The 24053-nt window shown below is 59.6% G+C and carries 20 protein-coding genes; 13 read left to right on the top strand and 7 right to left on the bottom strand.

Features of this window, described 5'->3' with window-relative positions:
• Positions 1 to 567: 567 nt before the first annotated feature.
• The 4 genes from WB650_RS01160 to WB650_RS01175 all read right to left on the bottom strand — a co-directional run bounded on the left by WB650_RS01160 (position 568) and on the right by WB650_RS01175 (position 4636).
• Positions 568 to 975, bottom strand: coding sequence for a hypothetical protein (locus WB650_RS01160; RefSeq protein WP_422302224.1), 408 nt, complete (start codon positions 973 to 975; stop codon positions 568 to 570).
• A 123-nt stretch (positions 976 to 1098) separates the two neighbouring features.
• Entirely contained in the window at positions 1099 to 3498 is a 2400-nt protein-coding gene (locus tag WB650_RS01165) for a glycoside hydrolase family 15 protein (protein ID WP_423959110.1), read from the bottom strand.
• 27 nt (positions 3499 to 3525) lie between these two features.
• Entirely contained in the window at positions 3526 to 4344 is an 819-nt protein-coding gene (tatC, locus tag WB650_RS01170; protein WP_422304420.1) for a twin-arginine translocase subunit TatC, read from the bottom strand.
• Positions 4345 to 4360: 16 nt separating this feature from the next.
• On the bottom strand, positions 4361 to 4636 hold the full coding sequence (locus tag WB650_RS01175) for a Sec-independent protein translocase subunit TatA/TatB (RefSeq protein WP_422304419.1): 276 nt from the start codon (positions 4634 to 4636) through the stop codon (positions 4361 to 4363).
• 72 nt (positions 4637 to 4708) lie between these two features.
• Here WB650_RS01175 and WB650_RS01180 point away from each other — a divergent pair, with 72 nt between their 5' ends.
• From WB650_RS01180 to WB650_RS01195, 4 genes are read left to right on the top strand one after another with little or no spacing between them, the layout of a single operon-like run.
• Positions 4709 to 5743, top strand: coding sequence for a histone deacetylase (locus WB650_RS01180; protein WP_422304418.1), 1035 nt, complete (start codon positions 4709 to 4711; stop codon positions 5741 to 5743).
• Positions 5744 to 5751: 8 nt separating this feature from the next.
• A complete protein-coding gene (locus WB650_RS01185) occupies positions 5752 to 7185 on the top strand; it encodes an FHA domain-containing protein (protein WP_422304417.1) in 1434 nt (477 codons plus the stop codon).
• Positions 7186 to 7239: 54 nt separating this feature from the next.
• Positions 7240 to 7725: a hypothetical protein gene (locus WB650_RS01190; protein WP_423959113.1), complete on the top strand. Its 486-nt coding sequence runs from the start codon at positions 7240 to 7242 to the stop codon at positions 7723 to 7725.
• A gap of 40 nt (positions 7726 to 7765) precedes the next feature.
• The gene (locus WB650_RS01195) at positions 7766 to 10336 is read left to right on the top strand and encodes an FHA domain-containing protein (RefSeq protein WP_422304415.1); all 2571 of its coding nucleotides are present in this window, start codon (positions 7766 to 7768) and stop codon (positions 10334 to 10336) included.
• A gap of 11 nt (positions 10337 to 10347) precedes the next feature.
• Here WB650_RS01195 and WB650_RS01200 read toward each other — a convergent pair whose 3' ends face one another.
• The gene (locus WB650_RS01200) at positions 10348 to 11592 is read right to left on the bottom strand and encodes an alpha-L-fucosidase (protein WP_423959115.1); all 1245 of its coding nucleotides are present in this window, start codon (positions 11590 to 11592) and stop codon (positions 10348 to 10350) included.
• Between the two features lie 231 nt (positions 11593 to 11823).
• On the bottom strand, positions 11824 to 12681 hold the full coding sequence (locus WB650_RS01205) for a hypothetical protein (RefSeq protein ID WP_423959116.1): 858 nt from the start codon (positions 12679 to 12681) through the stop codon (positions 11824 to 11826).
• A 114-nt stretch (positions 12682 to 12795) separates the two neighbouring features.
• Between WB650_RS01205 and WB650_RS01210 the strand changes: the two genes are divergently transcribed.
• The 9 genes from WB650_RS01210 (at position 12796) to WB650_RS01250 (ending at position 23877) form a co-directional block, all read left to right on the top strand.
• Positions 12796 to 14058 carry an LLM class flavin-dependent oxidoreductase gene (locus tag WB650_RS01210; RefSeq protein WP_422305338.1) on the top strand — a complete coding sequence of 421 codons (1263 nt, stop codon included), beginning with the start codon at positions 12796 to 12798 and terminating at the stop codon, positions 14056 to 14058.
• A 142-nt stretch (positions 14059 to 14200) separates the two neighbouring features.
• Positions 14201 to 14986 (top strand): alpha/beta fold hydrolase, encoded by a 786-nt coding sequence (locus WB650_RS01215; protein WP_423959118.1) that lies wholly within the window; start codon positions 14201 to 14203, stop codon positions 14984 to 14986.
• Between the two features lie 119 nt (positions 14987 to 15105).
• Entirely contained in the window at positions 15106 to 15660 is a 555-nt protein-coding gene (locus WB650_RS01220) for a peptidylprolyl isomerase (protein WP_423959120.1), read from the top strand.
• Between the two features lie 131 nt (positions 15661 to 15791).
• The gene (locus tag WB650_RS01225) at positions 15792 to 16511 is read left to right on the top strand and encodes a CehA/McbA family metallohydrolase (RefSeq protein WP_423959122.1); all 720 of its coding nucleotides are present in this window, start codon (positions 15792 to 15794) and stop codon (positions 16509 to 16511) included.
• A 166-nt stretch (positions 16512 to 16677) separates the two neighbouring features.
• Positions 16678 to 17751 carry a GSU2403 family nucleotidyltransferase fold protein gene (locus tag WB650_RS01230; protein ID WP_423959124.1) on the top strand — a complete coding sequence of 358 codons (1074 nt, stop codon included), beginning with the start codon at positions 16678 to 16680 and terminating at the stop codon, positions 17749 to 17751.
• A 73-nt stretch (positions 17752 to 17824) separates the two neighbouring features.
• Positions 17825 to 20200, top strand: coding sequence for a phosphoenolpyruvate--protein phosphotransferase (gene ptsP / locus WB650_RS01235; protein WP_423959125.1), 2376 nt, complete (start codon positions 17825 to 17827; stop codon positions 20198 to 20200).
• A gap of 77 nt (positions 20201 to 20277) precedes the next feature.
• Positions 20278 to 20478 carry a hypothetical protein gene (locus WB650_RS01240; protein WP_422306920.1) on the top strand — a complete coding sequence of 67 codons (201 nt, stop codon included), beginning with the start codon at positions 20278 to 20280 and terminating at the stop codon, positions 20476 to 20478.
• Between the two features lie 567 nt (positions 20479 to 21045).
• Positions 21046 to 22914, top strand: a complete 1869-nt coding sequence (locus WB650_RS01245) for a B12-binding domain-containing radical SAM protein (protein WP_423959127.1) — start codon at positions 21046 to 21048, stop codon at positions 22912 to 22914.
• A gap of 177 nt (positions 22915 to 23091) precedes the next feature.
• A complete protein-coding gene (locus tag WB650_RS01250) occupies positions 23092 to 23877 on the top strand; it encodes a DUF1499 domain-containing protein (RefSeq protein ID WP_422306924.1) in 786 nt (261 codons plus the stop codon).
• Between the two features lie 54 nt (positions 23878 to 23931).
• Here the strand turns inward: WB650_RS01250 and WB650_RS01255 are convergent, their stop codons facing one another.
• Positions 23932 to 24042 (bottom strand): hypothetical protein, encoded by a 111-nt coding sequence (locus WB650_RS01255; RefSeq protein WP_422306926.1) that lies wholly within the window; start codon positions 24040 to 24042, stop codon positions 23932 to 23934.
• Positions 24043 to 24053: the final 11 nt, after the last annotated feature.

The raw sequence follows: 24053 nt of genomic DNA on the forward strand, positions 1-24053 counted from the left end.
TCGATAGCACAACGGGCCAAGAGTTTCCTGGTGTTGGCGCGATTGGTGACAATCAGATTCTCTGCTCCTGTCCGGTCACCGAGCCACGCAAAGTCGGGCCGCAGCTGGGATATCAGATAACCGGACCCTGGCAACATGCAGATGGTACGGCCTGCGGAGCAAATGACTCAACGTCTGACTGCTGCAGTTCCGCCTTTTTGAGTCAGTTCTGCTTCGCTGACTATGGTTCCGCCATTCCGACCGGCGCCACCATTCCGGTCGGCGCTCCTACGGGAACGGCCACAGCCCTTTCGATACTGCTGGGTGATATACAGCCCATCAACACGTGCTTTGAACGGTGAGTACTCGAACCGGCTTACGGCGATGACGGATGACGATTCGACGTTAGATTCGTGATCAAATCTTTCTTTGTGTATCGCAGCATTTGATCGACTTAGTCAAAGTCGTTCTCTGCGAACGAGACCGTCGATCTCCATCAGTGATCGACTTCGTCCATCTTTCTCTCTCGGAATAGGTCTAACGATCTCGATCATTACATATATTTATGGATTGAGCGCTTTGTAATCGCTACTCTAGGGGTTTCCGTTTTGGAATCTTCCGCACGTTCAATTCCGCGCGAATGTCTTGGTCTTTTAGGTCCCCCCAGCGCCCGGGGATTTGACCTAACAAGACAAACGACATCCGAAACTTCTCAAATATTTCACCGCTTTTGACTTCTAGTGCTGTATAAGCCTGTCGTACTTCGTAAGCCACAAAGTCGGCGGCCTGTGTCGGCGGATCATTTTTGGCAGCTGGAATCGGTGGCGAGCCAAAATATTCTTTGATGCGATCTGACATTTGTCCCCAATGAGCATCGCCACTCTCGAAAAAATACTTCAGCTGTAAGTAGTCGAGATGATTCGCGTACTGCCACATGATGGCATTTTCGATAGTAGTCTGACTTGCTAGGGCGAACGGCTGAAAATTCTCATGCAACTCATAAATCTTGTCGGCCTTTTAGTACTCGGATTGAAGAACCGTAATCCCTGACCACCATTCTCAAGGCGAGTGTCGATTGCATCAAAATCGTTTCGAAGGAAGGGGAAAATCGCCGGGGGATCACTTCGCGACCCTTACTGCGTAGTCGTGGCCTTCCCAGGTGCCGGTGTCGCGCCATTTGAAGGTGAAGCGGATCGGTGCCTTGTCGCTCGCGCCAATGTCGATGTCGGCGTACTCGAAGCCGATCGGGGTTGAACTCGAGCCGGTGTCGTTGACGTGCTGCCATTCGTCGTTGGTCCAATGCAGCATGAACGGCGCGGTGGCCTGGATGCGCAAGCGGTCGCCGGGTGAGACCGAACGCACGCGGCGGTTGGATTTCCAGACCATCAGGCGGCTCGGCTTTCGTCCGGGCTTCAGGTAGCGGTCTCGAACTTCATCGATGAGGTCGAACACGCGACCGTCGGAGGCCGAGCGCAGCAGCTTGATGTACTCGGCGTGCGCCCACATCAGGGGCGTCGCGCTGCCGGTCTGTTCGCCGAACTTGAGCAATCGTCGGCGGATGTCGGGCTGATCCCAAATCTGTTCGGGCAGCAACTGGGTCGAATTCGCAAACCGTTCCATCGCTCTGAGGTACGGCTTCGGATCGCGGCCAGCGGCGAGCTCGTAATGCCCGCGCTCTCCCGTCAGCAGCGGCCACGGACGTCCGCGGCCCCATCCGAGGAACGGCCCGCCGTCGTCGCGCTGTCCGTAGCCGTCGTGGGTGTAACGTCGCCAGCACGGCCCGGCGGGGAAGTCGGTCTTGAGCACGGCGTCGATGACGTGGAGCGAATCCTCCATCAACGGATCGCCGGCCTTGCGAATGCCATAGCGGACCAGCTCGAGAAACCCGCCGTCTACGATCTCGGCGGCCGGAAACTCGGTCTGCGCGCCGGGGGGACGATTGCGAATCGGCACGAGTTTGCCCGCGAGGCCTTCGTCGGCGTCGGGATCGCTGATGTCGATAGGATTGATGCGGACGTAGTGGCGCTTGATGCCGGGGACGAGGAAGCCGTCGTTGGTGACGGTCCAGTTTTCGACGTTCGCCTCGAGGAAGTCGGCGTACTCCTCGAGGAACTGCGCGGTGGCCTGGTCACCGCGGTCGCGAGCGAAGCCGGCGGCGCAAATCAATCCGGTGATATTCGCGGCCAGGGTCGAGGGCGAGTAGCCGGCGTTTTCCTCCCATCGCTCCTGCGGGGTGGGCGGGCCGTGGTCGACCAGGAAGTGAGCCGCCCGCAAGACCATCGGATAAGGATCGAAATCCTTGAGGCCAGAGTGCTTGTACAGTCGCCACGCCAGCACGATTGGAAATGAGACCTCGTCGAGCTGAATGCCGTTCCAGTACGGCTGGCCGTCGATCCAGAAATTCTGCGGAAAGCCGCCGTCCGGACGCTGCGCGCATGCGAGATAAATGAGGGCGCGCAGCGCAGTGGCGACGTCGCCGGTGGCGGCCAGGCCGCCCACGCTGTTGACCATGTCGCGGGTCCAGACGAGATGGTAGCCGCCGAGGTCCTCGTCGCTCTTGGCCTCGCCCCACGGGATGCTGAGCGACGCGATTAGCGCGCCGGGATAGGTTTTGTCTTCGTGGGCAAGCAGCAGTTGGGTGCCGCGGCGATAGAGAGCGCCGCCGTCGCCGGAGAATTTATCGAGCGGAACGATATGATCGCACGCGCGATGCCATTGCTCGAGGAAGCGGGCACGATGCGACGGGAAAGGTTCGGCGAGCGATTGATACAATGTCGTCACGGCGCGATTGAGCTCGCGCCCGAATCCCAGGCCAAGCGTGAAAGAGTAGCCCTTGGTCAAATCGATCTCGGCGGTGAGCGCGATGTTGCCGTTGAGCGCGGCGGCGAACTGATAGTCCATTTTGAAATTGGAGTGGATATCCTGCCATCCGTCGGTAGTGCCGACGTATCCGCATGAGGTCCTGAGAAATGGCGTCATGGCTCCCAGAGCCAGCCAGACGCCGTTCTTGTTCGCGGTCAGGAAGTCGTGGCCGACGATTTTGGTCAGGTAACCATTGTTGCCCCATCCCCCAACGCACAGATGCGGCGCGAGTAGGACATAGAGGTGCAGTTTTTTCAGCAGCTCCGGGTCGCCCTCGAGGCGGGCGTTGATGAGCAGAGTAGGCTGATGCGGATCGGTGATGATTTCCTTGAAGAGGTGATAGCGGCCGTCGGGTGAATGGTTGACGATTCGAACGCCTAGACCCGTGGGGTCGAGGTACTCGGTGACGGAATGGAGGTGGCGCCGTTCCTCGTGGAAGAAGGTCTCACCGTCGGTGATCAGGAACTGGAGGTCGCGGACCTGCGGCTGATCGATCGTCGGAAAATAAATCTCGTCGAGGACGCCGGCCGAGGCGGTGAACCATAAACGGCTCACGGAGGAGTAGGCGGTGCAGACTGCGTCCTTGGCGCTGCGAGTCCATCGCGGCGGAATGCCGGGTGCGCCGGTGGCGACGGGAGATGTCACAATTCTTGCCATGGGGTTTCGGCTCGGTTCGCTTCGCGGTCAGACGATTTCAGGTTGTTGCGGTTTGGGAGTGGTCGCGGTGGATTTTTCCGCAGGCTCAATCCGGAACATCCACGCGACGCCCACGCTCACAGCGTAAAGCAGAAGCAGCGGAATCGCGAGCAGGAACTGCGAGACCATATCGGGCGGGGTCAGGGCCGCGGAGACGATGAAGATCGCGAGGATCGCATAGCGCCAGTAGCCGAGCATCATCTTATAATCGATCATGCCGAGCTTGGTGAAGAAGAATGCGAAAATCGGCATCTCGAACGTGAGCGCGAACGCGAGCAGCAGCTTTGAGGAAAAGGCCAGATACTCGCTGATACGAATCGTCGGAGTGACGCCGATGCTTGCGTATTGCCCGAGGAAAAATGTGTAGCCGACTTTGAAAACCACCGCCCAGCAAAAGTATCCACCGAGGACGAAAAAAATCGTCGCAAAGATGACGAACGGCTTCGCCATCTTCCGCTCGGTTTCGTACAAGCCCGGCGCGATGAATTTCCAGATCTCGTAAAATACCGCAGGACTCGCGATGAACAGTCCCGCGATCAGCGCGACTTTGATCTTGGTGTAAAATGCCTCGCCGACCCCCGTGCCGATCAGCAACACCTTGCCGCCGGAAACCTCGCGAATCGGCCAGGTCAGCATACGGAAGAGCGGATCGGCGATCGCATACGCGATGACGAAGCCGATGCCGACCGCGATGAACGATCGAATCAGGCGGGTGCGGAGTTCCTGCAGATGCTCGATGAGCGACATCCCGGCTTGCTCGGGCGTCGCCTCGAGGGGCGCTGGCGGTGTGATATCCTCGCTAGGCACAGTGCGGGACGACCGGCTATTTGTTCTCGGGCGGCACGGCGGTAGTCGGCACCGCCTCAGTCGACTGTGGAGCGGGCGGAGGCTGCACGGCTTGAGGCGAGGATTTCGGCGGCGCAGGAGTGTTAGGACGAGGCTCTTCGAGCACGTCGGTCAGTTCGTGGAGAACGGTATTGCTTGCCAGGCGCAGCTCACGCAAGACTTTTCCTACGGTGCGCAAAACTTCGGGCAGGCGTTCGGGGCCGACCACGATCAGCGCGATCGCGAGAATCAAAACTATTTCAAAAAGGTCCAAACTCTGATGACCGCACGAGCAATGATGCCCGCTCCTGCAAGTTAATCATCATACCAGACGGCAGTGTCAACGATGTATAAAACCGGACTCGTCGCGGATCGCCGCTACCTGAAACACTTCGCCGGCCGGTCGCATCCGGAGCGTCCCGAGCGTATCGCAGCGATGATCGAGATGGCGGAGGCGCTCAAGCGGCCGGACCTCAAATTCATGGCGCCGCGCGAAGCGACGCAAGAGGAAATCGAGAGCTGTCACACTCCCGAGTACATTGCGACGATGGTGCGGACGGCGTCGCTCGATCGGTTTGATTTCGATCCCGATACGCATAGCTCGCGCGACACCTACGAGACCGCGCTGCTTTCCGCCGGCGGAGTGCTGACCGCGGTCGAGGCGGTGATGGACGGAGCAGTAGATAATGGATTTGCTATAGTCAGGCCGCCGGGGCATCACGCACTGCCTAATCGCGCGATGGGATTTTGCTTCTTCAACAACGTTGCAATCGCGGCGAAGTGGCTAATGGAGTCGCGCGGGCTCAAGCGCGTGATGATCGTCGATTGGGACGTCCATCACGGCAACGGCCTGCAGGATATATTTTACGAATCGCCCGAAGTGCTGTACGTATCGACGCATCAGTTCCCGCATTACCCCGGCACCGGATCGCTCCACGAAATCGGATACGGCGCGGGGATGGGGTTCACCGTGAATCTGCCGATGCCGGCGGAATTCGGCGACGCCGAATATCTTCGAGTGTTCGATCACTTGATCATGCCGATTGGCCGCCATTTCAAACCCGAGTTCATCCTGGTGTCGTCTGGCTTTGACGGACACTTTCGCGATCCGCTCGCGCAGATGCGTTTGACCGAAGCGGGATTCGCGGCGATGGCGCGGCGGGTGAAACGTTTGGCGGCAGAATGCTGCGGCGGGAAGATGGTCGCTGCGCTGGAAGGCGGCTACGACCTCGAAGCAATCGCCGAGTCGGGCCGCGCGGTGATCGACGAATTTGGACGCGACGCGGACGAGCCGATTCGTCCGGACGATGGCGGCGATCGGGTGATGCCGATGATCGAGCGCGCGGCGCAGAACGTCGGCCGCTTCTGGAATCTGGGTTAGGACGATCGATGGCGCTGAAACAGGGAGCTGCCGACAAAACACCGAACGAGAAGAGCAATGCGGGCAGTCGGCTCGTTACATTAGGCAGTTCGCCTCCGCGCGAATACTCACTCGACCAGCCGACAATTGCCATTGGCACTCATCCGTCGAACGATGTGGTGCTCGACGACACTTCAGTATCGCGCCGTCATGCGACGATTACGCGCAAGGCGGGCGGCTTTGAGCTGACTGATCTCGGATCGACAAACGGCACGTTCGTCAACGGCCGCCGACTGAGCGGTCCCACTGCACTGAAGCCCGGCGACGAGATCAAATTCGGCGCCGTGCGTGTTGCATTCGACCCGCAGTCAGTGGCGAAGCGATTGCGACGAGGACTCGTGATTTTGGCCGTGATGTTCCTCGCTGGATTCGCCGTCGCTCGTTATCGCGCCAGAATTGCACCCTCGACGTCGGAACCAGTCGCACCAAGTTCGCCGATCGCGGCCGGTTCCGCGCCTTCGGCGGCGAATACTCAGTCCGCATCGAGTGAGACGGGAGCGGCAGAGGGATCGGCTCCGGGGTCGTCATCGAATCCCGCGTCCGCCGCCGGGCCCGCATGGTTGCGGCGAGTAAACTATTACCGCGCGATGGTTAAGCTGCCGCCGATCGTTGAGGATCCTGAGCTGAGCAAGGGCGACAGGGCGCATACCGCGTATATCGTCAAGAACTACCACGACGCGATCATGACTGGCGGTCTCGGCGCCGAGATGCATGAGGAGGATCCGGGGAACGCGAATTTCACGCCTGCAGGACTCGAGGCCGCCAAGTCCAGTGACATGGACGTGTGGTCGATGCGCGGAGTGTCGAACGATGCCGACGGATGGGGCTCGCCGGAGTGGTCAATCGACGGATGGATGTCACTGCCGTTCCATCGGATGCCGATACTCAACCCGAAACTGACCAGCGCAGGATTCGGACTCGACTGCGAATCCGAGGCGTGCGCTGCCGGACTCAATTTGCTGAAAGGATCGCAGGGGGAAATGCCGGCGGCGGCGGCGAGGAGCTTGCCGATCGAGTTTCCTCCGGACGGCGGAACCGTCGCGATAAGGTCGTTCGAAAACGAATGGCCCAATCCACTTACCAGCTGCCCCGGCTATGCACCGCCCAGCGGACTGGCTATTACACTTCAGCTCGGAAACTGGATGGATACGCATCTCAGTGATTACTCACTCGCGCGGGTAAACCCCGACGGCAGCCGCTCACCAGTGCAGGCATGCGGTATCGACTCGACTAGCTACTCGAACCCCGACGCATACTCACAAGACCTTGGACGCAACGTGCTGAAGTCCTACGGCACGGTCGTGTTGATTCTGCGCGCGCCGCTCGACAAGGGCGGGAAGTACGCAGTATCGATGAACGCGAACGGAAGGCAGTACAACTGGACTTTCGCCATAGGTCCATGATGTAGTTGCGCCGCTAACTGTTGGTTGTCTGCAAAGAGGAGGGGGACGGTTGTTTTGAGACGTGCGGTACTAGTGGTGGTGGCGATCTGGTGTTGCGGGTTGGCCGGATGCTTCGAATGGACCGAGGACCCGCATGGCAATCTTCAATCGGTCGGCCTCCCCGGTCTGCCAGTCTGGAAATCAAAAACACCTCCCGCGCCGATGACCCCGGCCGAAATGGGATACACGCCTGAGGAAGCGTCCAAGATGGGCGGGCCGATCCTGGTCGAGCCGCCGAACGGATCGGTCAAGATGTACAGGTACCGCTACTATCAAACCGGGCAGAACAACTGCCAGCAGGATCTTCAAAAGATGCTGGCTGAGCGCGCTGCCAGCAACGCAACCGGCGCCGCTCCATACTGCGCGGATTCTTCAGGGGCCCCGTTAGCTTCATCTGCGTCCGCATCGTCTCCGTCCGCATCGTCTCCGTCCGCATCGTCTCCATCTGCGTCAGCTCCGCCTCCGGCTCCGACCGCGAAGGGTAATGAGTTTGTATTTTAACGGCCGCGGCTTTGAGCGAGCCACGCGAGGCTAGCCGCAAATGCTGAGGCCGCAGGCGGCGCGTCTGTTGGCTCTCGATCGCGAGGGGGCAGGCACGCGGTTGCTGCTGCTCGCGCTCGATGAAGCGGTGGTTGGATCGGCGGAAGGGTCGCCACTGCATCTTCCTGATCCGAGCGTCACATATCGTCATGCGACGATCAGATATGCGCGCGGGCGTTACCACGTCGTCGATCTCAAATCGGCGCAAGGCACGTTCGTCAATGGGCGCCGAATCCGCCGCAGGCGGGCACTCAAGCACGGCGACTTAATCAGGTTTGGCGGCGCGACTCCGTACCGGTTTATCGATCCAGACGCGCTCAAGCGACAGCGTTGGCGTCGAATCATGCGCGCCACTGCGGTCATTGCAATTCTCGTCTTCGTTGGATTGCTGGACCATTTCGAGAAATGGAATCTGCTGTCGCTAGCGACGTTGAACGAGATGGTCGCGTGGGTGGATTCGTATGCCACGCCGAAGCCGGTCGAAGCGCCGATTGCTCCGACTGCGAAAGTCGCGAAGGCGCCGGCTCCCGCCGCTTCAATAGCGCGCGCATCGAGTACTCCCGCGGCGTCAATAGCACGCGCGCCGAGTACCCCCGCGGCAATCACTTCGGTCGCGAGCGTCGCAGCGCCCGCTCCGGCGCCGGCGCCAAAATCAACCCGGCCATCACCGACAACCAAATTGGTCGCGGCGTCGGCGCCTCCGTGGCTGGAGCGGATGAATTTCTATCGCGCCGGCTTGGGTCTCGATCCAATTCGCGACAATCCGCAGTTGAGTGCCGGCGCCGCCGCGCATGCTCGTTACCTGTTGATCAACTTCGGCGAGGACATGCGCAGTGCAAAGCCGATGAGCGGAGATGCGTACGAGGAGAAGCCGGGCAAGGCCGGTTATACAACGATCGGCGCGGCGGCGGCGCGTAACCTCCAGCTGGCGTGGGGTTGTAGCTCGTACGACGTGACGCAGCAGATCGATCGTTGGATCGAGGGACCGTTTCATCGCCTCGCGGTGTTCGATCCTGACCTGATCGATGCCGGCTACGGCGAGGCTGAGAAGGAAGGATGCTGGGTTGCGGCGCTGCGATTGCCCCAGCCGCCCGAGGAACAGAAGGCATATCCGAGAGCGATCGAGTTTCCCCCCGACCGCGCGAACGTTGCGCTCGATTGGATCGGTCTCGAGACGCCCGATCCGCTCGAGAGCTGTCCGGGTTACACGCGGCCGGTGGGGCTTCCGCTGACGCTGCAACTCGGACGGCTGGTGGACACGAAACTCACCGCGACTTCCTTGATGGAAGACGGCAAGCCGATCGAACACTGCGCCTTCGACGCGGATAGCTATCGCAATCACATCCATTCTTTGCAGGAATTCGCCCACTGGAACTTGCGCGATGCAGGTGCGGTGGTGATTGTTCCGCGATCGCCGCTGCAGCCCGGGTCGCGCTACTCGGTCTCGATCACGGCGGATGGAAAGACATATGCGTGGAACTTTACGGTCGCAGACGCCACGAGGTTCACCGCGATCGCAAAGTTACCGAAGCCGGCACCGACAGCCGCGCTGCCGGAGACAGAGCCAACGGAAACGGAGTCGCTGCCGCCGCCGCCATCTCCATCTCGGACCGCGCGACTCAAACATCGCGCGACGCCGGTGCCTGAAGCGATGGCGTCGATGAGCGGGCCGGCAGAATATGTCGCGGCGGTTCCATCGCCGTCGCCAACGGCGGAAGAGACTCCCGCTGTCGTCGGGTCGAGCCCCGATTGGTTGACCGTGCTGAACGCATACCGCACGCGTCTCGGCGTGCCGCCGGTGGAAGAGGATGCGAGGCTAAGCGCCGGCTGCTTCGCCCACGCGAAATATCTGATGACCAACTATCACCCGCCGTTTGGGAATGTCGGAGGCAAGATGCACGAGGAGGAGCAATCGATGCCTGGCTATTCGGCCGCCGGTCTGAAGGCCGCGCGTGTGAGCGACGTGATATTCACACCGGTTATGCGCACGACTGATGCGCAGCGAAAGACAAGAGCTATTGAGGTCTGGATCTCGGGACCGTTCCATCGGCCGCAGCTGGTGAATCCCGAGCTCAAGCGAGCGGGGTTTGGCGAGTATTGCGTGGGCACCTACTGCGCGATGGTACTGGATCCGATCAGCGATCTGCACCCGGCATCTCGAGGCTACACGTTTGCTCATCCGCTCGAAGTCCCGCCCGACGGCGTAACAGTTAAGCCCAGCGGATTCCGCGGTGAATGGCCGGATCCGTTGTCGGCATGTCCCGGGTACTCGACGGACCAACTTACGATTACGTTCCAACTGGGGACAAACCTGCCGGCGAAGATCACAGACGCTCACCTGACTCAGACCACCGGCGCGGCGGCTGGAACGATAGTCGAGACCTGCGCCTACGATTACCAGACTTACACCAATCCCGACGCCGCGACGCAGGCACACGCACGCGGCATCCTCAACGCTTTTGGCGAAGTAGTAATGATAGTGAGGGACCCGCTCGCAGGTGGGGAGACGTATCGCGTCGCGATGACTGTCAACGGCAAGCCTTACTCGTGGAACTTCACAGCGGCTCGATGATCGGCGACTGACTATTGCTGGAAATCGACGGCGATGACGGTCGCCATCGAGTCGAGGGCGCTGTCCGGCGTCGCGATCACTAACTCGCCGATCGGATCGCGGTTGAACAGCGAGTCGGCGGCGGAGACTCGCTTGCGCACCTTGAGCGAAATGGTACTCGACAGCGGACGTGCGTCGCCGACGTGTTTCACCTTAACCCCGCGCACCGAGACGGACTCATACGGCCTCGCGAGCACGTGCAAGTACACGCGATTGCCGCGGCGCGTCGACGGTCCATAGAACTGCCACGGCTCGAGGCCGGGGTCGGTGCCGACGATCGCCTCGTTGTTGCGGCTCATCCAGTCAGCGATCGCGTCGAGGCGTTCAACCTGTTCGGGCGGCAGCGCTCCGTCGCCCATCGGGCTGACGTTGAGCAGCAGATTGCCGCCCTTGCCGGCCACCTCGCACAGCGTGTGGATCAACGAGCGGGTCGATTTGAGGTCCTTGTCGGAAGGGTTATAACCCCAGCTATTGTTAATCGTCAGGCACGTTTCCCACGGGCCTTCGGGCGGCTTGGGAGGAACGGCCTGCTCGGGCGTTTGATAGTCGCCGTAGCCTGGAATGCGATCATTGATAACGACCTCGGGCTGGAGCGAATGAATCATCTCGACAAACTCGCGTGACTTCCATTCCTCCGGCGTGCGTTCCCATCCGCCGTCGAACCAAAGCAGATCGATCTTGCCGTAGTTGGTCAGCAGCTCGCGCATCTGGGCGAACATGAACTCGATAAACCGATTCCATTGCTCAGGCGTCGAGCGGCGCCACGCGCCCCACTTGTAAGGCTTGTCGGACTCGAGAAAGGTCGGATAGTCAGGATGATGCCAGTCGATAAGTGAGTAGTACAGTCCGACCTTGAGACCCTCGGCCCGGAACGCGTCTGTGTATTCGCGAACTATATCGCGCTTGAAAGGCGAATACTCAATTGAATAGTCAGAATGTTTGGTGTGGAATAGCGAGTAGCCGTCGTGATGCTTACTAGTCAGAACGGCGTACTGCATACCGGCACGCTTGGCGCTTTTAGCGAGAGAGCGCGCATCCCAGTCTACCGGATTGAAGGTTTTGGCGGTCGAGTGGTACTCGTCGACGCCAACGCTCTGGCCGTTGGGCAGCGCGCCGACGCCTCCCACCAGCGGCCATGACAGCTCAAGGCCGCGCTGGCTGCAATGGCCCCAATGGATGAACATCCCGAATCTTGCTTTGTTGAACCACGATTCCATGGGTGCGCATTGTCACCTTCAATTGAGGGCGTTGTCTATAGCGTGAGGAACCTAACCCCTAGCCCCTTCCCGAGCGGGAAGGGGAACCGGAAAAGTATAAAAGTCGCGGCGTCCTATCCCCCTAACCCCCTTTCCAGAATGGAAAGGCGGAACAGAGGTCCTATTTCTCTGACCGTAGCCAGAATTGAAAAGAGAGAACAGAGAGCCGTGAAAAATCCAGCGCGCGTTCTCTTATTGGAAGGGCTTCCAGCCTAGGGCGGGTAGGAGTTGATCGTACGAGACGCCTAGGAGCCAGACGAAGGCGACCGGACCTGTGCCTGATGACGCGCGGTTGAGGGCGATTTGGGCGCCGAGATTCACCTCGAACGTGTCGTTCATCCACGCGATTGCGGGAGTCAGCTCGAGGTCGGGCGCCGACGAGTTGTTGTGCGCGCTTAGATATTGCGCGTAATCGAAATCGAGATGAGGCGTGAGATCGCGTAGCAGCATCGGAACCGAATCTGCCGCGACATTCGCGTCGAGGTAGCCGAGCGAATATTCGAGCTCGAGGTCGGCATTCAGCAAGTCGTCGCGGGCGCCGGTGACTTTGCTTTCGAATCCCGCGTCGCCCTCAATACCCGCGGGCCGCAAAATCGCGAGCGATTCTGGCAGGTCTCCGAAGCCTTTCTGAAAAAGCAGGTCGCCGCCGGCGCGCGGATGCGTCTCGGAAACGCGGCTGTCGCCAACCGGCAGCTCAAGAGTTGGGTTGATCGTGAGAACGAATCCATCGGCAGGGAGTGCCAGGAGCAGGTGCTTATACCCTAAACCGAGGTTGCTGAATCCGCTGACGGCAGCGTCCTCGCCTTCCTGCTCGAGGCGCTGGTAGCCGACGAAGAGCGAGAAGCTGGCGTCGGAGGAAATGGTTTTTTCGAGGTACAGCGACTCGAAGTTCTGCGTGCGATCGACGCCGCCCGAAATGGAGAGATAGTTTTCGACGGTCGCGTCGTTGCCGATGAAATTGCCGACGAACGATCGCGAGGGAGGGTCGGCGCGCACGAGCGTTGCGTATAGGAGTATCGATGCGATTACGAGTACAACGAGCAATTTCACTGTGAACATAGAACCGCACAGCGATAAGATTCGCAACGCCGCACTCTTGGGAGACGGCGCTGCGCGTGGTATTGGGAGATTGAAAAGCTGACGCGTGATGGGAGGCCTCCGACGATGAAAATTTCGATGTTCCATCTTATGCCGTATCGCGACCTGCCTGACGACTTCGCGCAGAAATACCACTCGGTGTGGGTCGACCCGCCGTATTGCGAGCTCGCCGATTCGGTGAAGGTCGGGCAGTACTACAACTGGACGCTCGACGAGCTGATCCATGCCGCGGACAAGGGAATCGACGGGATCTGCGTCAACGAGCATCATCAGAACGCCTACGGCTTCATGCCGAATCCCGACCTGATGGGATCGATTCTCGCGCGCGCGACTAACGGCACCGACGTCGCGGTGGTGCAGATGGGAGCGACGCTGCCGACTTCGAATCCGCCGATACGAATCGCGGAAGAATATTCGATGATCGATTGTATCAGCGGCGGCCGCATGGTGGCGGGGATGCCGCTCGGCACGTCGCAGGACGTGAACCTGTGCTACGGAATCCCACCGATCGAGCAGCGCGAGCGTTACTACGAGGCGCACGACCTGATTATCAAGTCGTGGACGTCGCCCGAGATTTTCGCGTGGAACGGCAAGTACTTCAAACTGCCGATGGTCAATATCTGGCCGCGTCCGATTCAGAAGCCGCATCCGCCCGTGTGGATTCCCGGCAGCGGCAGTCTCTCGACCTGGGATTTTTCCGCCAAGCACAACCACTGCTACTGCTTCTTGTCGTACTGGGGGAACAACTTCGGCAAACGCGTGATGGACGGGTTCTGGGATTTCGTCGCGAAGGGCAATCATGATCCCAATCCGTATCGCGCCGGATTTTTGCAGCTGGTGGCGGTGTCGGAAACCGACGCGCAGGCCGAAAAGGACTACTACAAGCACATCCGATATTTTTACGATAAGTGCCTGCATATTTTGCCGGAATATTTTCCCGTCGCCGGCAACCAGGATTATAAGAGCCTGGTCAACAGCGTGACCAAGTTGAATCCGCAGTTGTTCGACGTGATGAATAAGATTCCGACCTGGAAGTACAAGGACTTCGTCGACAATCAGTTCGTGATCGCAGGATCGCCGGCCACTGTGCGTCAGCAGTTGATGGAAGCGGTGAAGAAACTGCGCGTCGGCAACCTGATGGTGCTGCTGCATATCGGATCGATGCCGCATGATTTGACGATCAAGAATATCGATCTGTTTTGCAGCGAGGTGCTGCCGCATTTCCGCGGCGTGTGGGACGGCGAATGGGAGAATAAGTGGTGGCCCGAGTCGCTGAAGGGGCCGCGCACAAAGATCGCGTCGAACGGAGTGCATGCGGCGGCGCGGTAGTCGACGAGGAGAGAATAATCGCCTGCGCGGCGGGCGGCAGGGGTGACCCCTGCACCCAGTGTGAAAGTGAAAAACGCAAAGTTGCGCGCGGCGCGCTACTTTGCTCTCAGGGGCGCGGGAAAGGTTCTTTAGAGGGATAGATATGGCGGCTGCAAAAGATAAGACGGTAAGCGTTTGGAGCGATAAGGTTCATCCTAAGGTAAGGATTCTTGGCGATGGGCCGCCGATCGTCTATCTCCATGGCGGTTATGGGCCTATCGAAACCGAACTGCTCGACGAGCTGGCGAAGAGCTTCACTGTCCATGCGCCGGAGCATCCTGGGATCACGGCGGGCGACGAGGACTCCTACAAGGCGCTCGACGACATGTGGGATCTCGTCCTCTACTACTACGACCTGTTCGACAAGCTCGGGCTCAAGGCGCCGGCGGTGGTCGGTCATTCGTTCGGCGGTATGATCGCCGGAGAAATTGCGGCGACCGATCCGACGCGCGTCGGTAAGCTGGTGCTCATAAGTCCGCTGGGTCTGTGGCGCGACGACTCTCCGATTCGCAATTACATCGTGACGCCGCAGACCGATCTGCCCGCGCTGCTGTTCAAGGATCAGCATCACCCGTCGTTGAAGCGAATTACGTTGAATCCCGAGGATCAGGATGGGTTCATTCGGATCACGTGGGCTCTCGGATGCACCGGCAAATTCATGTGGCCGATACCGGACAAGGGTCTGCGCAAAAGGCTTCATCGAATCGCGGCACCGACGCTGATTGTGTGGGGCAAGGACGACAAGCTGCTGCCCGCGGTCTATGCCGATGAGTTTCGCAAAGGAATTCCTGGCGCAAAGATCCATCTGGTCGATAACGGCGCGCATATGATGCCGCTGGAGGAGCCGGCGAAGTTAGCGGCGACAGTGTCGAAGTTCCTCAAGGGATAGCCGCGGGGACGGTCACTTCATCGCTTGCGGATTGATCACGCCTCGAATACTTCCATACAGGACTGTAGGACTAATCTGCATCGACCTTTGATTGTTCGTGCGATTGCGAAAGGGATAAAATGAAACTCAACTCCTTTAGAATGTCGTGTCTTGCCGTCGTGGCGATGCTCGTATTCGCTTCGGCCTGCAAGGGCGCAACGGATGGACTTCCAGTGAGAAACACCGGCCATTACGCAATTATCGACACCGAACGCGGCACTATCGTCCTCGAGCTCTATCCCGAGTCTGCGCCCAAGACCGTGGCGAATTTCGAGACGCTCGTGAACAAGGGCTTCTACAACGGCCTGACGTGGCACCGGGTCGTCCCGGACTTCGTGATCCAGGGAGGAGATCCTGACGGCACCGGTGCTGGCGGCCCCGGATACACCGTGCCTGCCGAGATTAAGGAGAAGCATCTGCGCGGCAGTCTCGCGACCGCGCGGCAGGGTGACGAAGTTAATCCGACGCGCGCCTCGAGCGGCAGCCAGTTCTACATCTGCCTCCAGCCGCAGCCGGGACTCGACGGGCAATACACCGTATTCGGCGGCGTGATTAAGGGGATGGACGCGGTCGATCAGATTCAGAAGGGCGACCACATGAAGAAAATCACGCTCGCCAAGGAGTCGCCGAAATAAGGTGGCCCGCCCAAGGCGGGCGATTCGGAACCGGAACCGGCCTCGCGTGGCGCGAAGCTGTCCGAGATCCTTCCTCCCGTCGCTGACGCTCCCTGTCGTCAGGATGACACAGCGTCGCTCATGTTAGTCGGATGACGAAGCAAGCGGGTTCCTACTTTACCGTCGACCTGCATCTCCACACCAATCGCGGCAGTTCGGATTCGAACCTCGCGCCGAAGGACCTGGTCGATCGCGCGCGTGCGATTGGAATCGGCGCGGTCTGTATCACTGAGCACGACAACATGTGGGACTCGCGCGAGATGGCCGCGATGGCGGGAGACTCGGGCATTGTTTTTCTCCGCGGGATGGAAGTGACGACCGACATGGGCCACGTCGGCGCATTCGGGCTCGAGCGCTACGTCGGTGGAATATACAAGCTGGCCGAACTGCGGCGGGTGATCGATCTCGAAGGCGGGATCCTGATCGCGAATCATCCGTTCCGCTACAAACTCGACCCGCGCTTTTCGTTTATCAACCCCGACTCGGAGCCGATCGATCCGGCGTACCCGGACCGCGCGGCAAAGTTGAGAATCTTCGAGCTGGTCGATGCGATCGAAGTGCTCAACGGCGCGTGTGGCGAGGATGAAAACGTCTTCGCGCTCAAAGTCGCGCGTCATCTCGGGATTGCAGAGGTCGCGGGCTCGGACTCGCATTCTGCCGGATCAGTAGGATGCGTCACAACGCTGCTCGAAGGTCCAATCAAGGACGAGCGCGAGCTTATCGACGCGATTCGATCGCGGCGATGTCGCGCCGGCCGCGGCTTATTGAAGAGCGCACTGGCACCGTTCGAGCCGACTCAGTCGGCGAGTTAAGCCCGAAAAATCCAAGGAAACATAGGTATTTTCCTTTTCATTTTGACCGCGAGCACATTTGAAAGGAAAATCAACCTGTCTTGTGGCCCAAAACTATGGATTAACTCCTTGATTCTGCTAGAATTTCCTTTCAAATCGGCTACGAGTTGATTTGAGAGGAAAACCCTTGAAACTCAAAGAACTCACCGCGGAACAACGCAGAATCGCTGTCGATACTGCGCAACTCTACGAACATTCTGTCGAGCTTCACGCAGAGCGTCGGATATTTCGCGGAGGATTATACTGGAAGAAGGTTGCCGACCACGATTACCTCATCCGTATCACCGACCGTCACGGCGGCAATCGCTCGCTTGGGCCGCGCTCGCCCGAGACCGAGAATGCTTACCGGGAATTTACCGAAACCAAACGCGACCTCGATGCGCGAATCAAAACAATTAACCTCGAAGTCGCGCGACAGGCCAAGTTTTGCGTCGCCGCGGGAGTGAATCGGGTTCCGCGGCTTGCGGCGGACATTGTGCGATCGATCGATGCGAGCGGGCTGCTCGGCAGTCACCTGATCATTCTTGGCAGCCACGCGATGTATGCCTACGAGATGGCGGCCGGCGTGCAGCTCAAAGCCGGGCTTCTTCAGACCGAAGATCTCGACACTCTGCTGAACACGAAATCTGAAATCGAACTCGCGGGCTCGGTACGGAGTGCGGGGCTGCTCGGAATACTTCAGGACGTCGACGCGACCTTCAAGCCTCAACGAAAGAGATCGTTTCGAGCGGTTAATGCGAAGGGCTTCATGGTCGATTTGATTCGCGCGCCGATCGATTCCTCTGGCGGCCTCAACAGCATCGGTACCGGCATCGATCTCATCGCGGAACAGTTGCGCGGTCTCGAATGGCTCACTGCGTTGCCTCTGATGACCCAAATCGTGATCGCCGACAATGGTTTCCCGGTCAGGTTTGTGGTGCCTGAGCCGCGCGTGTTCGCGTTGCACAAGTTGTGGGTATCGCTTCAGCCGACGCGTGATCCGATAAAGCGCAAGCGCGATCTCCATCAGGCGGAGGCGGTCGTGCAGCTCGCGCTCGACTACTTCAATTTGAGGTTCGACGATCCGGCGATCAAAGCGCTTCCGTCCGATCTTACGTCGATGATTCCGGGACTGGTCGAGCGAATTAATGACCGGTGTTCGAAGGCGCAAAATGGAACGACCACGCTTCCGCCGGGCTTCAATGAGCGCGACGAGGATTAAAAATTCCGCGGCGGCATTGTTCATCACGCGATCATTCCGATAAAATTTTTGCGCCGCTGATGAGACTTCACAAATGAGTGCCAACAAGGATCGCCTCGCTTTTATCGAGCATCTCTCCTCGATTGGCGGCGAGCATTCTGACGACCTTCGCGAGACGCTTGATCGCGTGGCTTTCGCGATCGCATCCGGCATGGAAGCCGAGGTCTGCTCGCTCTACCTGTTCGATCCGCAGCGCGAGCGGCTGGTGCTCCGCGCCACCGTCGGGCTCGATCGCGAATCGGTAGGCAAGGTCTCGATGCGCCTCAACGAGGGACTGGTCGGGCTGGTGCTCGAGAAAGACGAGCCGGTTTACGTGCCCGACGCGATCAGCCATCAGCGCTACAAATATTTTCCTGAAACCGGCGAGGAGCGCTTCCATACTTTTCTCGGCGTGCCGGTGCATGACGGGCGCAAAAAGCCGCTCGGAGTGCTGGTCGCGCAAACGCTCGAGCGGCGCAAATTCAATCGGAACGAAATCCGGCTGCTGAGCACCGCCGCCAACCAGGTCGCGCAAATTCTTTCTCATTTCAGGCTGCGCGAATCGCTCGTCACCAAGGAAAAAGAGCGGCTCGAATACAAGCGCCGCATGATCGAGGCCAACCGCCAGCTCAAGGACTACGAAAAAGTCGGCGGCAAGACGCGTCACGCCGCGCCGGCCAAGATTCGCCGCCCGCGCCTGGCAGGTCTTTCCGCCTCACCGGGATTTGCGCAGGGCAACGCGCACGTGGTCGGCACTTTCCTGAGCAGTGTCGACCGTCATCAGAAATCCCGCGACCCCAAGGTCGAGAGCAAGCGCTTCGAGGAGGCGCTCGCGCGTTCGCTCGCCGAGTTGGCGACGCTGCGGGTGCGAATGGAACCGCTGATGCCCGAGTCGGACCTCAAGATTTTCGACGGCCATCGCATGATCCTCGAGGACGAGGAGTTCGTCGGCCGCATCCGCGACAGTATTACCAACGGCTACACCGCCGAGAGCGCGCTGTTCCGCGTGATCGAGGAGCTCAGCGCCTCGATGCTCGCGGTCGCCGACAATTACCTGCGCGAGCGCGCTACCGACTTCCGCGACGTCGGCCATCGCGTGCTGCGACATTTGCGGCAAGAGGAAAAGCGCGCGCCGTTCGCCAAGCCGACGATTATCGTTGCCGAGGAACTCACCCTCTCGCAGTTGACGATGGTCAATCATGACCGGCTCGCTGGTATCGCGCTGCAATCCGGCGGCGTCACCTCCCACGCGGCGATCCTCGCGCGCGCGTTCGAAATTCCGACGGTGGTTGGCGTCGAGCACCTGATGGAATCCGTCCTCGAGGGTGATCAACTCGTGCTCGACGGAAACGCGGGCGTGGTTTACGTGAACCCCGGCACTGAGATCGAGCGCGACTACGTGAGCTTGCAGCGGCGTTACGACGCATTCAAAAAAGAGCTTATCGAGGAGGGCAATGCGCCCACCGCGACCCGCGACGGCCATCGCGTGATGATGTTCGCCAATATCGCGCTGCTCCCCGACATCCACCTGGCGCTGCGCTACGGCGCCGAGGGCGTCGGTCTGCTGCGATCGGAGTTCTCGTTCCTGACCTACGAGGATTTTCCCGACGAGACCCAGCAGCTCGCGCTTTACAGCAAGATGCTCGAGGCGATCGGCAAGCGTCCCGTCACGATTCGCACGCTCGATATCGGCGCCGACAAATATCCGCCGTACATGCGGGTACCTCGCGAGGACAACCCGTTCCTGGGTTGGCGTTCGATACGGATCTCGCTCGAGATGGCCGGCCTGTTCAAGGTTCAGCTCCGCGCGATTCTCCGCGCCGCAGCCAAGCACAACGTCCGCATCATGTTCCCGATGATTTCGAGCCTCGAGGAATTGCGCCGCGCCAAAGAGTTGCTGGCCGAGTCGCAGGCCGAGCTGTTCAAGGAGGGCCTCGAGCATAATCCGAATATCGAAGTCGGCATCATGGTCGAGGTGCCGTCCGCCGTGTGGCTGGCGCCGCGGCTTGCGCGTGAGGTGGATTTTTTCTCGGTCGGCACCAACGATCTGATTCAGTACCTGCTCGCCGCCGATCGCAACAATCCCAAGGTTGCGCACCTGTACGAGGCGCTCCATCCCGCGGTGATTTCCGCCATCGCCGAGGTCGTCAACGTCGCGCGAGCGGCCGACAAAGAGGTCTGCCTGTGCGGCGAGATGGCCAGCGACCCGCTCGCGACGCTGCTGCTGGTCGGGATGGGTCTCGACGAACTGAGCCTGAGCCCACTGTTTATTCCGGTCGTGCGCAAGGTGATTCGGGAGGTTGATTATCAGACCGCCCGCCTGATCGCGCGCGAGACTCTGCAGATGGCCAGCGTGCAGGAAATCAAAGGCTACCTGGTCGAGCGTTATCGCGACCTCGGCCTGATCAACCTCGTCGAAATGTACCGTTAAGCGGTCTGTTTTTTGAAGGTGATTGCCCAGGCGAGAGCCGTTAGTCCGCGAAAGTACAAGGTGGTATTGTTTCTTCCATGAGTAAACTCGAAGCCATAGAGAAGAAAGTCTCCGGTCTTTCGGCTGAGGAACTCGCAGAGTTTCGGCGGTGGTTCGCTGAGTTTGACGCAGTTGCATGGGATCGCCAGATCGAACATGACGTAAAAGCGGGGAAACTCGACTCGTTGGCCGATGAAGCCCTTCGCGCCCATGCGGTGGACAAATCTACTGAGTTTTGAGGCACTTCGCCGCTCCGAGGTTTTGGGCATGCTATCGAGGACTGCGACCAGCGGTGCAGCGCTTGGCGGATGCGAAGTACCGCCTCCTCAAAGATGATCCCCGTCACCCCTCTCTTCACCTCAAGCGCGTAGGTCGGTTCTGGTCGTGCCGAGTCGGCCTTAACCATCGCGCTCTCGGCATCGATGTCGAGAGCGGTATCTTGTGGTTCTGGATCGGCGATCACGCCGAATATGATCGCGTTGTCGGCTAACCATTCTTCGGAGTAGATCACTAACGCTGCCAATACCGCCCAATAAATAAACCGATCGTTTTGATCATACTGTGCGGATTGGACCTCGGTGTGATCAACCTCGTCGAAATGTACCGCTGATTACCCCTTGCGCCGATTATTTGGGCCATTTCCTCGACCGCGGCGATATAAACATGTCTTAATACCGATGGGTTGACATTCCTGTTCGGGATTTGTTTACTGGTATTCTGACCGAGCGGTTAGATACTCCCCGCGTTCGGGTGTGATGGGCAGGTTGGGCTGCAAGGGGTAGGAACCAAAAGCAGAGGATCGATTGATGTTATTTCTTGTATTTCTTGGTGCTTTTCTGATTTTCGCGGCGAGTATCCTCTACTGGCTGTTGGGAACTAATCGTTACGGCGGCGACCGTCCGGCCGCAGCACTCCAGTTGACCGCTCGCGAAGGCGCGACCGCAGACGCGGTGAAGCCTGCGGTCTGCCGAACGGTTCGCGTCTATTTCATCAAGCCGTCGCGCTACGACGAGGACGGCTTCGTCCAGTATTTCCGCTATGGCGTTCAGCCCAACAACACTTTGACCGTGATGACGGCGCTCAACGAGGCGTTCAACAAGCGCTATGCGGCCGAGCGCAACGTCCGCCTCGAGACCGTGATTTGGGACGAAATCTGCGACGGCATTGTCAGCCCCGAGACGATCACCGCGATCAAGGACAAGGCGCGCGAAGACGGCGTCGAGTTGCTGATTGGGCTGGCCGGAGTGCAATCGAATCAGTATCCGCGCGGTCGCGACCTCGCGCTTCAATTCGTCGCCGCAGGCATCCCCACGATGATGGGCGGCTTCCATGTCAGCGGGTTCCCCGACTCGTGCAAGTTTCTCAACGAATGCGGCGTGACCACCGTGGTCGGCGAGGCTGAAAATATCTGGGGCGATATCGTCGAGGACTTTCTGCGCGGTGAGCTGAAGCTCGGCTACTCGGTCACGCAGGGAATTCGCGCCAAGACCGGTCAGGAAGACATTATCGTGCCGCTGATCACCGAGTCGCTGCTGCCGGTGCTCGACGACCGTTACCTCACGCGATTTTTCAACGATACCATGACCACGCTCGACACGTCGCGCGGATGCCCGTTCACCTGCTCGTACTGCAGCGTGAAGAACGTGATGGGCCGCACGATGCGCTCGCGCGAGCCCGACGCCGTCGTGAGCTGGGTCCGCGATGCATGCCAGCATCACGGTATCGAGTCGCTGTTCCTGGTCGATGACGACTTTTTCCGATCGCCGCGATGGGAAGAAATTCTCACCGGGCTGGTCGAAGTTAAGAAAGAATATCCGAAGCTCTCGTTCATGATGCAGGTGGACGTCGACGCGTCATGCTACGCGAACGTGGCTGAAGGCGAGACTGAGACCGCCAAGCATCGGCGCAGCAAGCGTTTCACTGAACTGGCCGCGGCCGCGGGATGCTACCAGGCATTCGTCGGAATCGAGTCGCTCAACCCCGACAATCTGAATTTTGCGACCAAGTATCAGAACACCGACGACCGGCAGGGCAAAGGCAAGCTCGAAGCGGTGCGCGCGCACGTAATCGACAAGTACCGTCGCGTCGTCAATAACTGGCACAAGGTCGGAGTGTCGGTGCATGCGGGCTACATGCTGGGATTCCCGTTCGATGGCCCGGACTGCGGGCGTGTCGCAGCGGCGACACTGAAAAAAATCGGTTTCGACATCGTGTCGTTTTTCATCATGACTCCGCTGCCGGGCACCGAGGACCAGGTCCGCTTCACCAAGGAAGGCGCGATCATCGACTGGGATTTCAATCAGCTCGACTCGCAGCACGTCACGCTCAAGCACGACAAGCTCGACACGGAGAGCTGGCTCGGCGCGTATCGCGACGCCTACAAGGGCTTCTATTCGATCCCGCGCTTTCTGCACACGATGCTCACCGTATGCGCCGGCCGCGGACTCGATGCGGAAGCGCGCAAGGGCGTACTCCGTCAGTTCACGTACTATTTCTTCAGCTATCGCCAGGGACGGCATCCGATGGTCGGCGGGATTTGGCCGATTCGCCGCCGTGACGTTCGCCGTGCAGCCGTCACCGACGACGAGGCGCGCCGCTTCTACCTCGGCGGTAAGCGCTTCGACGCGATTCTGCGCGGCGACGGCCGCGAAGGATTCGCCGGCGCCCCCGCCTAAGCGACGAAATTTTCACAAACTTTGCCGAATGCCGGCGCGATCCGAATCAGGGTCGCGCCGGTGTACCTTTTGATTGCTATCTGCGCCTAACGGTCGCATCGGCGCCGAAATGTCCGCGTGGCGCTTGCGCCAGCGGCATAGAAACAGCTAGGGATTTCACCGGGGAATTCACAATCTATGTTCACGCCGGCTGAAATCGTTATTGCCGTTGTCATCCTCGCGGCTCTGATCTTCGTTCCGATCCTGCGCCGTTTGCTCGGACTGATTATCCGCCTCGCGGTTTTTTTCGTCGCGGTAGCGATCGTAGCTGCCGGGGTCACGATGATCTTGAACAACGAAACGATTTTCGAAAGGCCGGGTATCGGGCAACGGGTGGAAAGGTTCCTCACGAAGAACTCCGCGGCCGCCAGCACGACCGGATCGGGATCGGTTACTTGCGTGATGGAAGCTCCGCCGCCACCACCGGTCACCGCGGAGGCCAAGCCGCGCAGGCACGCCGAAAAAAAAGAGCCCCAAATGCAGATCACGCGAAACGACGTGTCGAAGGCGGAACCCGCGCCGCTCGAGGATGTCTATCCAGAATTGATTCGCCGCAGCTTTCCCGGAATTCCGCGCGAGAAATTGTTCCAGCTCTCGACCGATACGGTCAACTCGCTCGGCGGATGGAAGATCGCCAAGTCCAACCCGAGCAACTTCACTCTCGATTGCGTCTATACGTCGCGATTCTTCAAATTCGAGGACGACGTGAGGATCACGGTCGAGCCATCCGGCGATATCGACGTATGCTCGCGCTCCGGCCTGGCGCGCCCCGGCACCACCTCGCTACTGCGATACTTCCCGGGCGACCTCGGCTCGAACGTCGGACACATCAAGCAATTCTACGAAGCCCTCGAGCCAAAGATGGACGAGGTCTACAAAGAAGAGCAGGACAAGCAGAACGCCAAGAAGCCCCCGCAGCACTGAACTCTGGGGTGTTTAAATTCCGGTTCCCCTTCCCGCTCGGGAAGGGGTCAGGGGTTAGGTGTCGAGTTGCAACAGGTTGTCCCTCGGAAGGCGAGAGATAGGAGTGCGGCCGCCGATGCCTTGATGGGGGCGGTGATGATTGTAGGAATGGAGCCAGGGCAACAGAGCATCGGCGC

It is taken from the genome of Binatus sp. (SeqCode) (assembly GCF_049584895.1).
Classification (GTDB): Bacteria; Desulfobacterota; Binatia; order Binatales; family Binataceae; genus Binatus.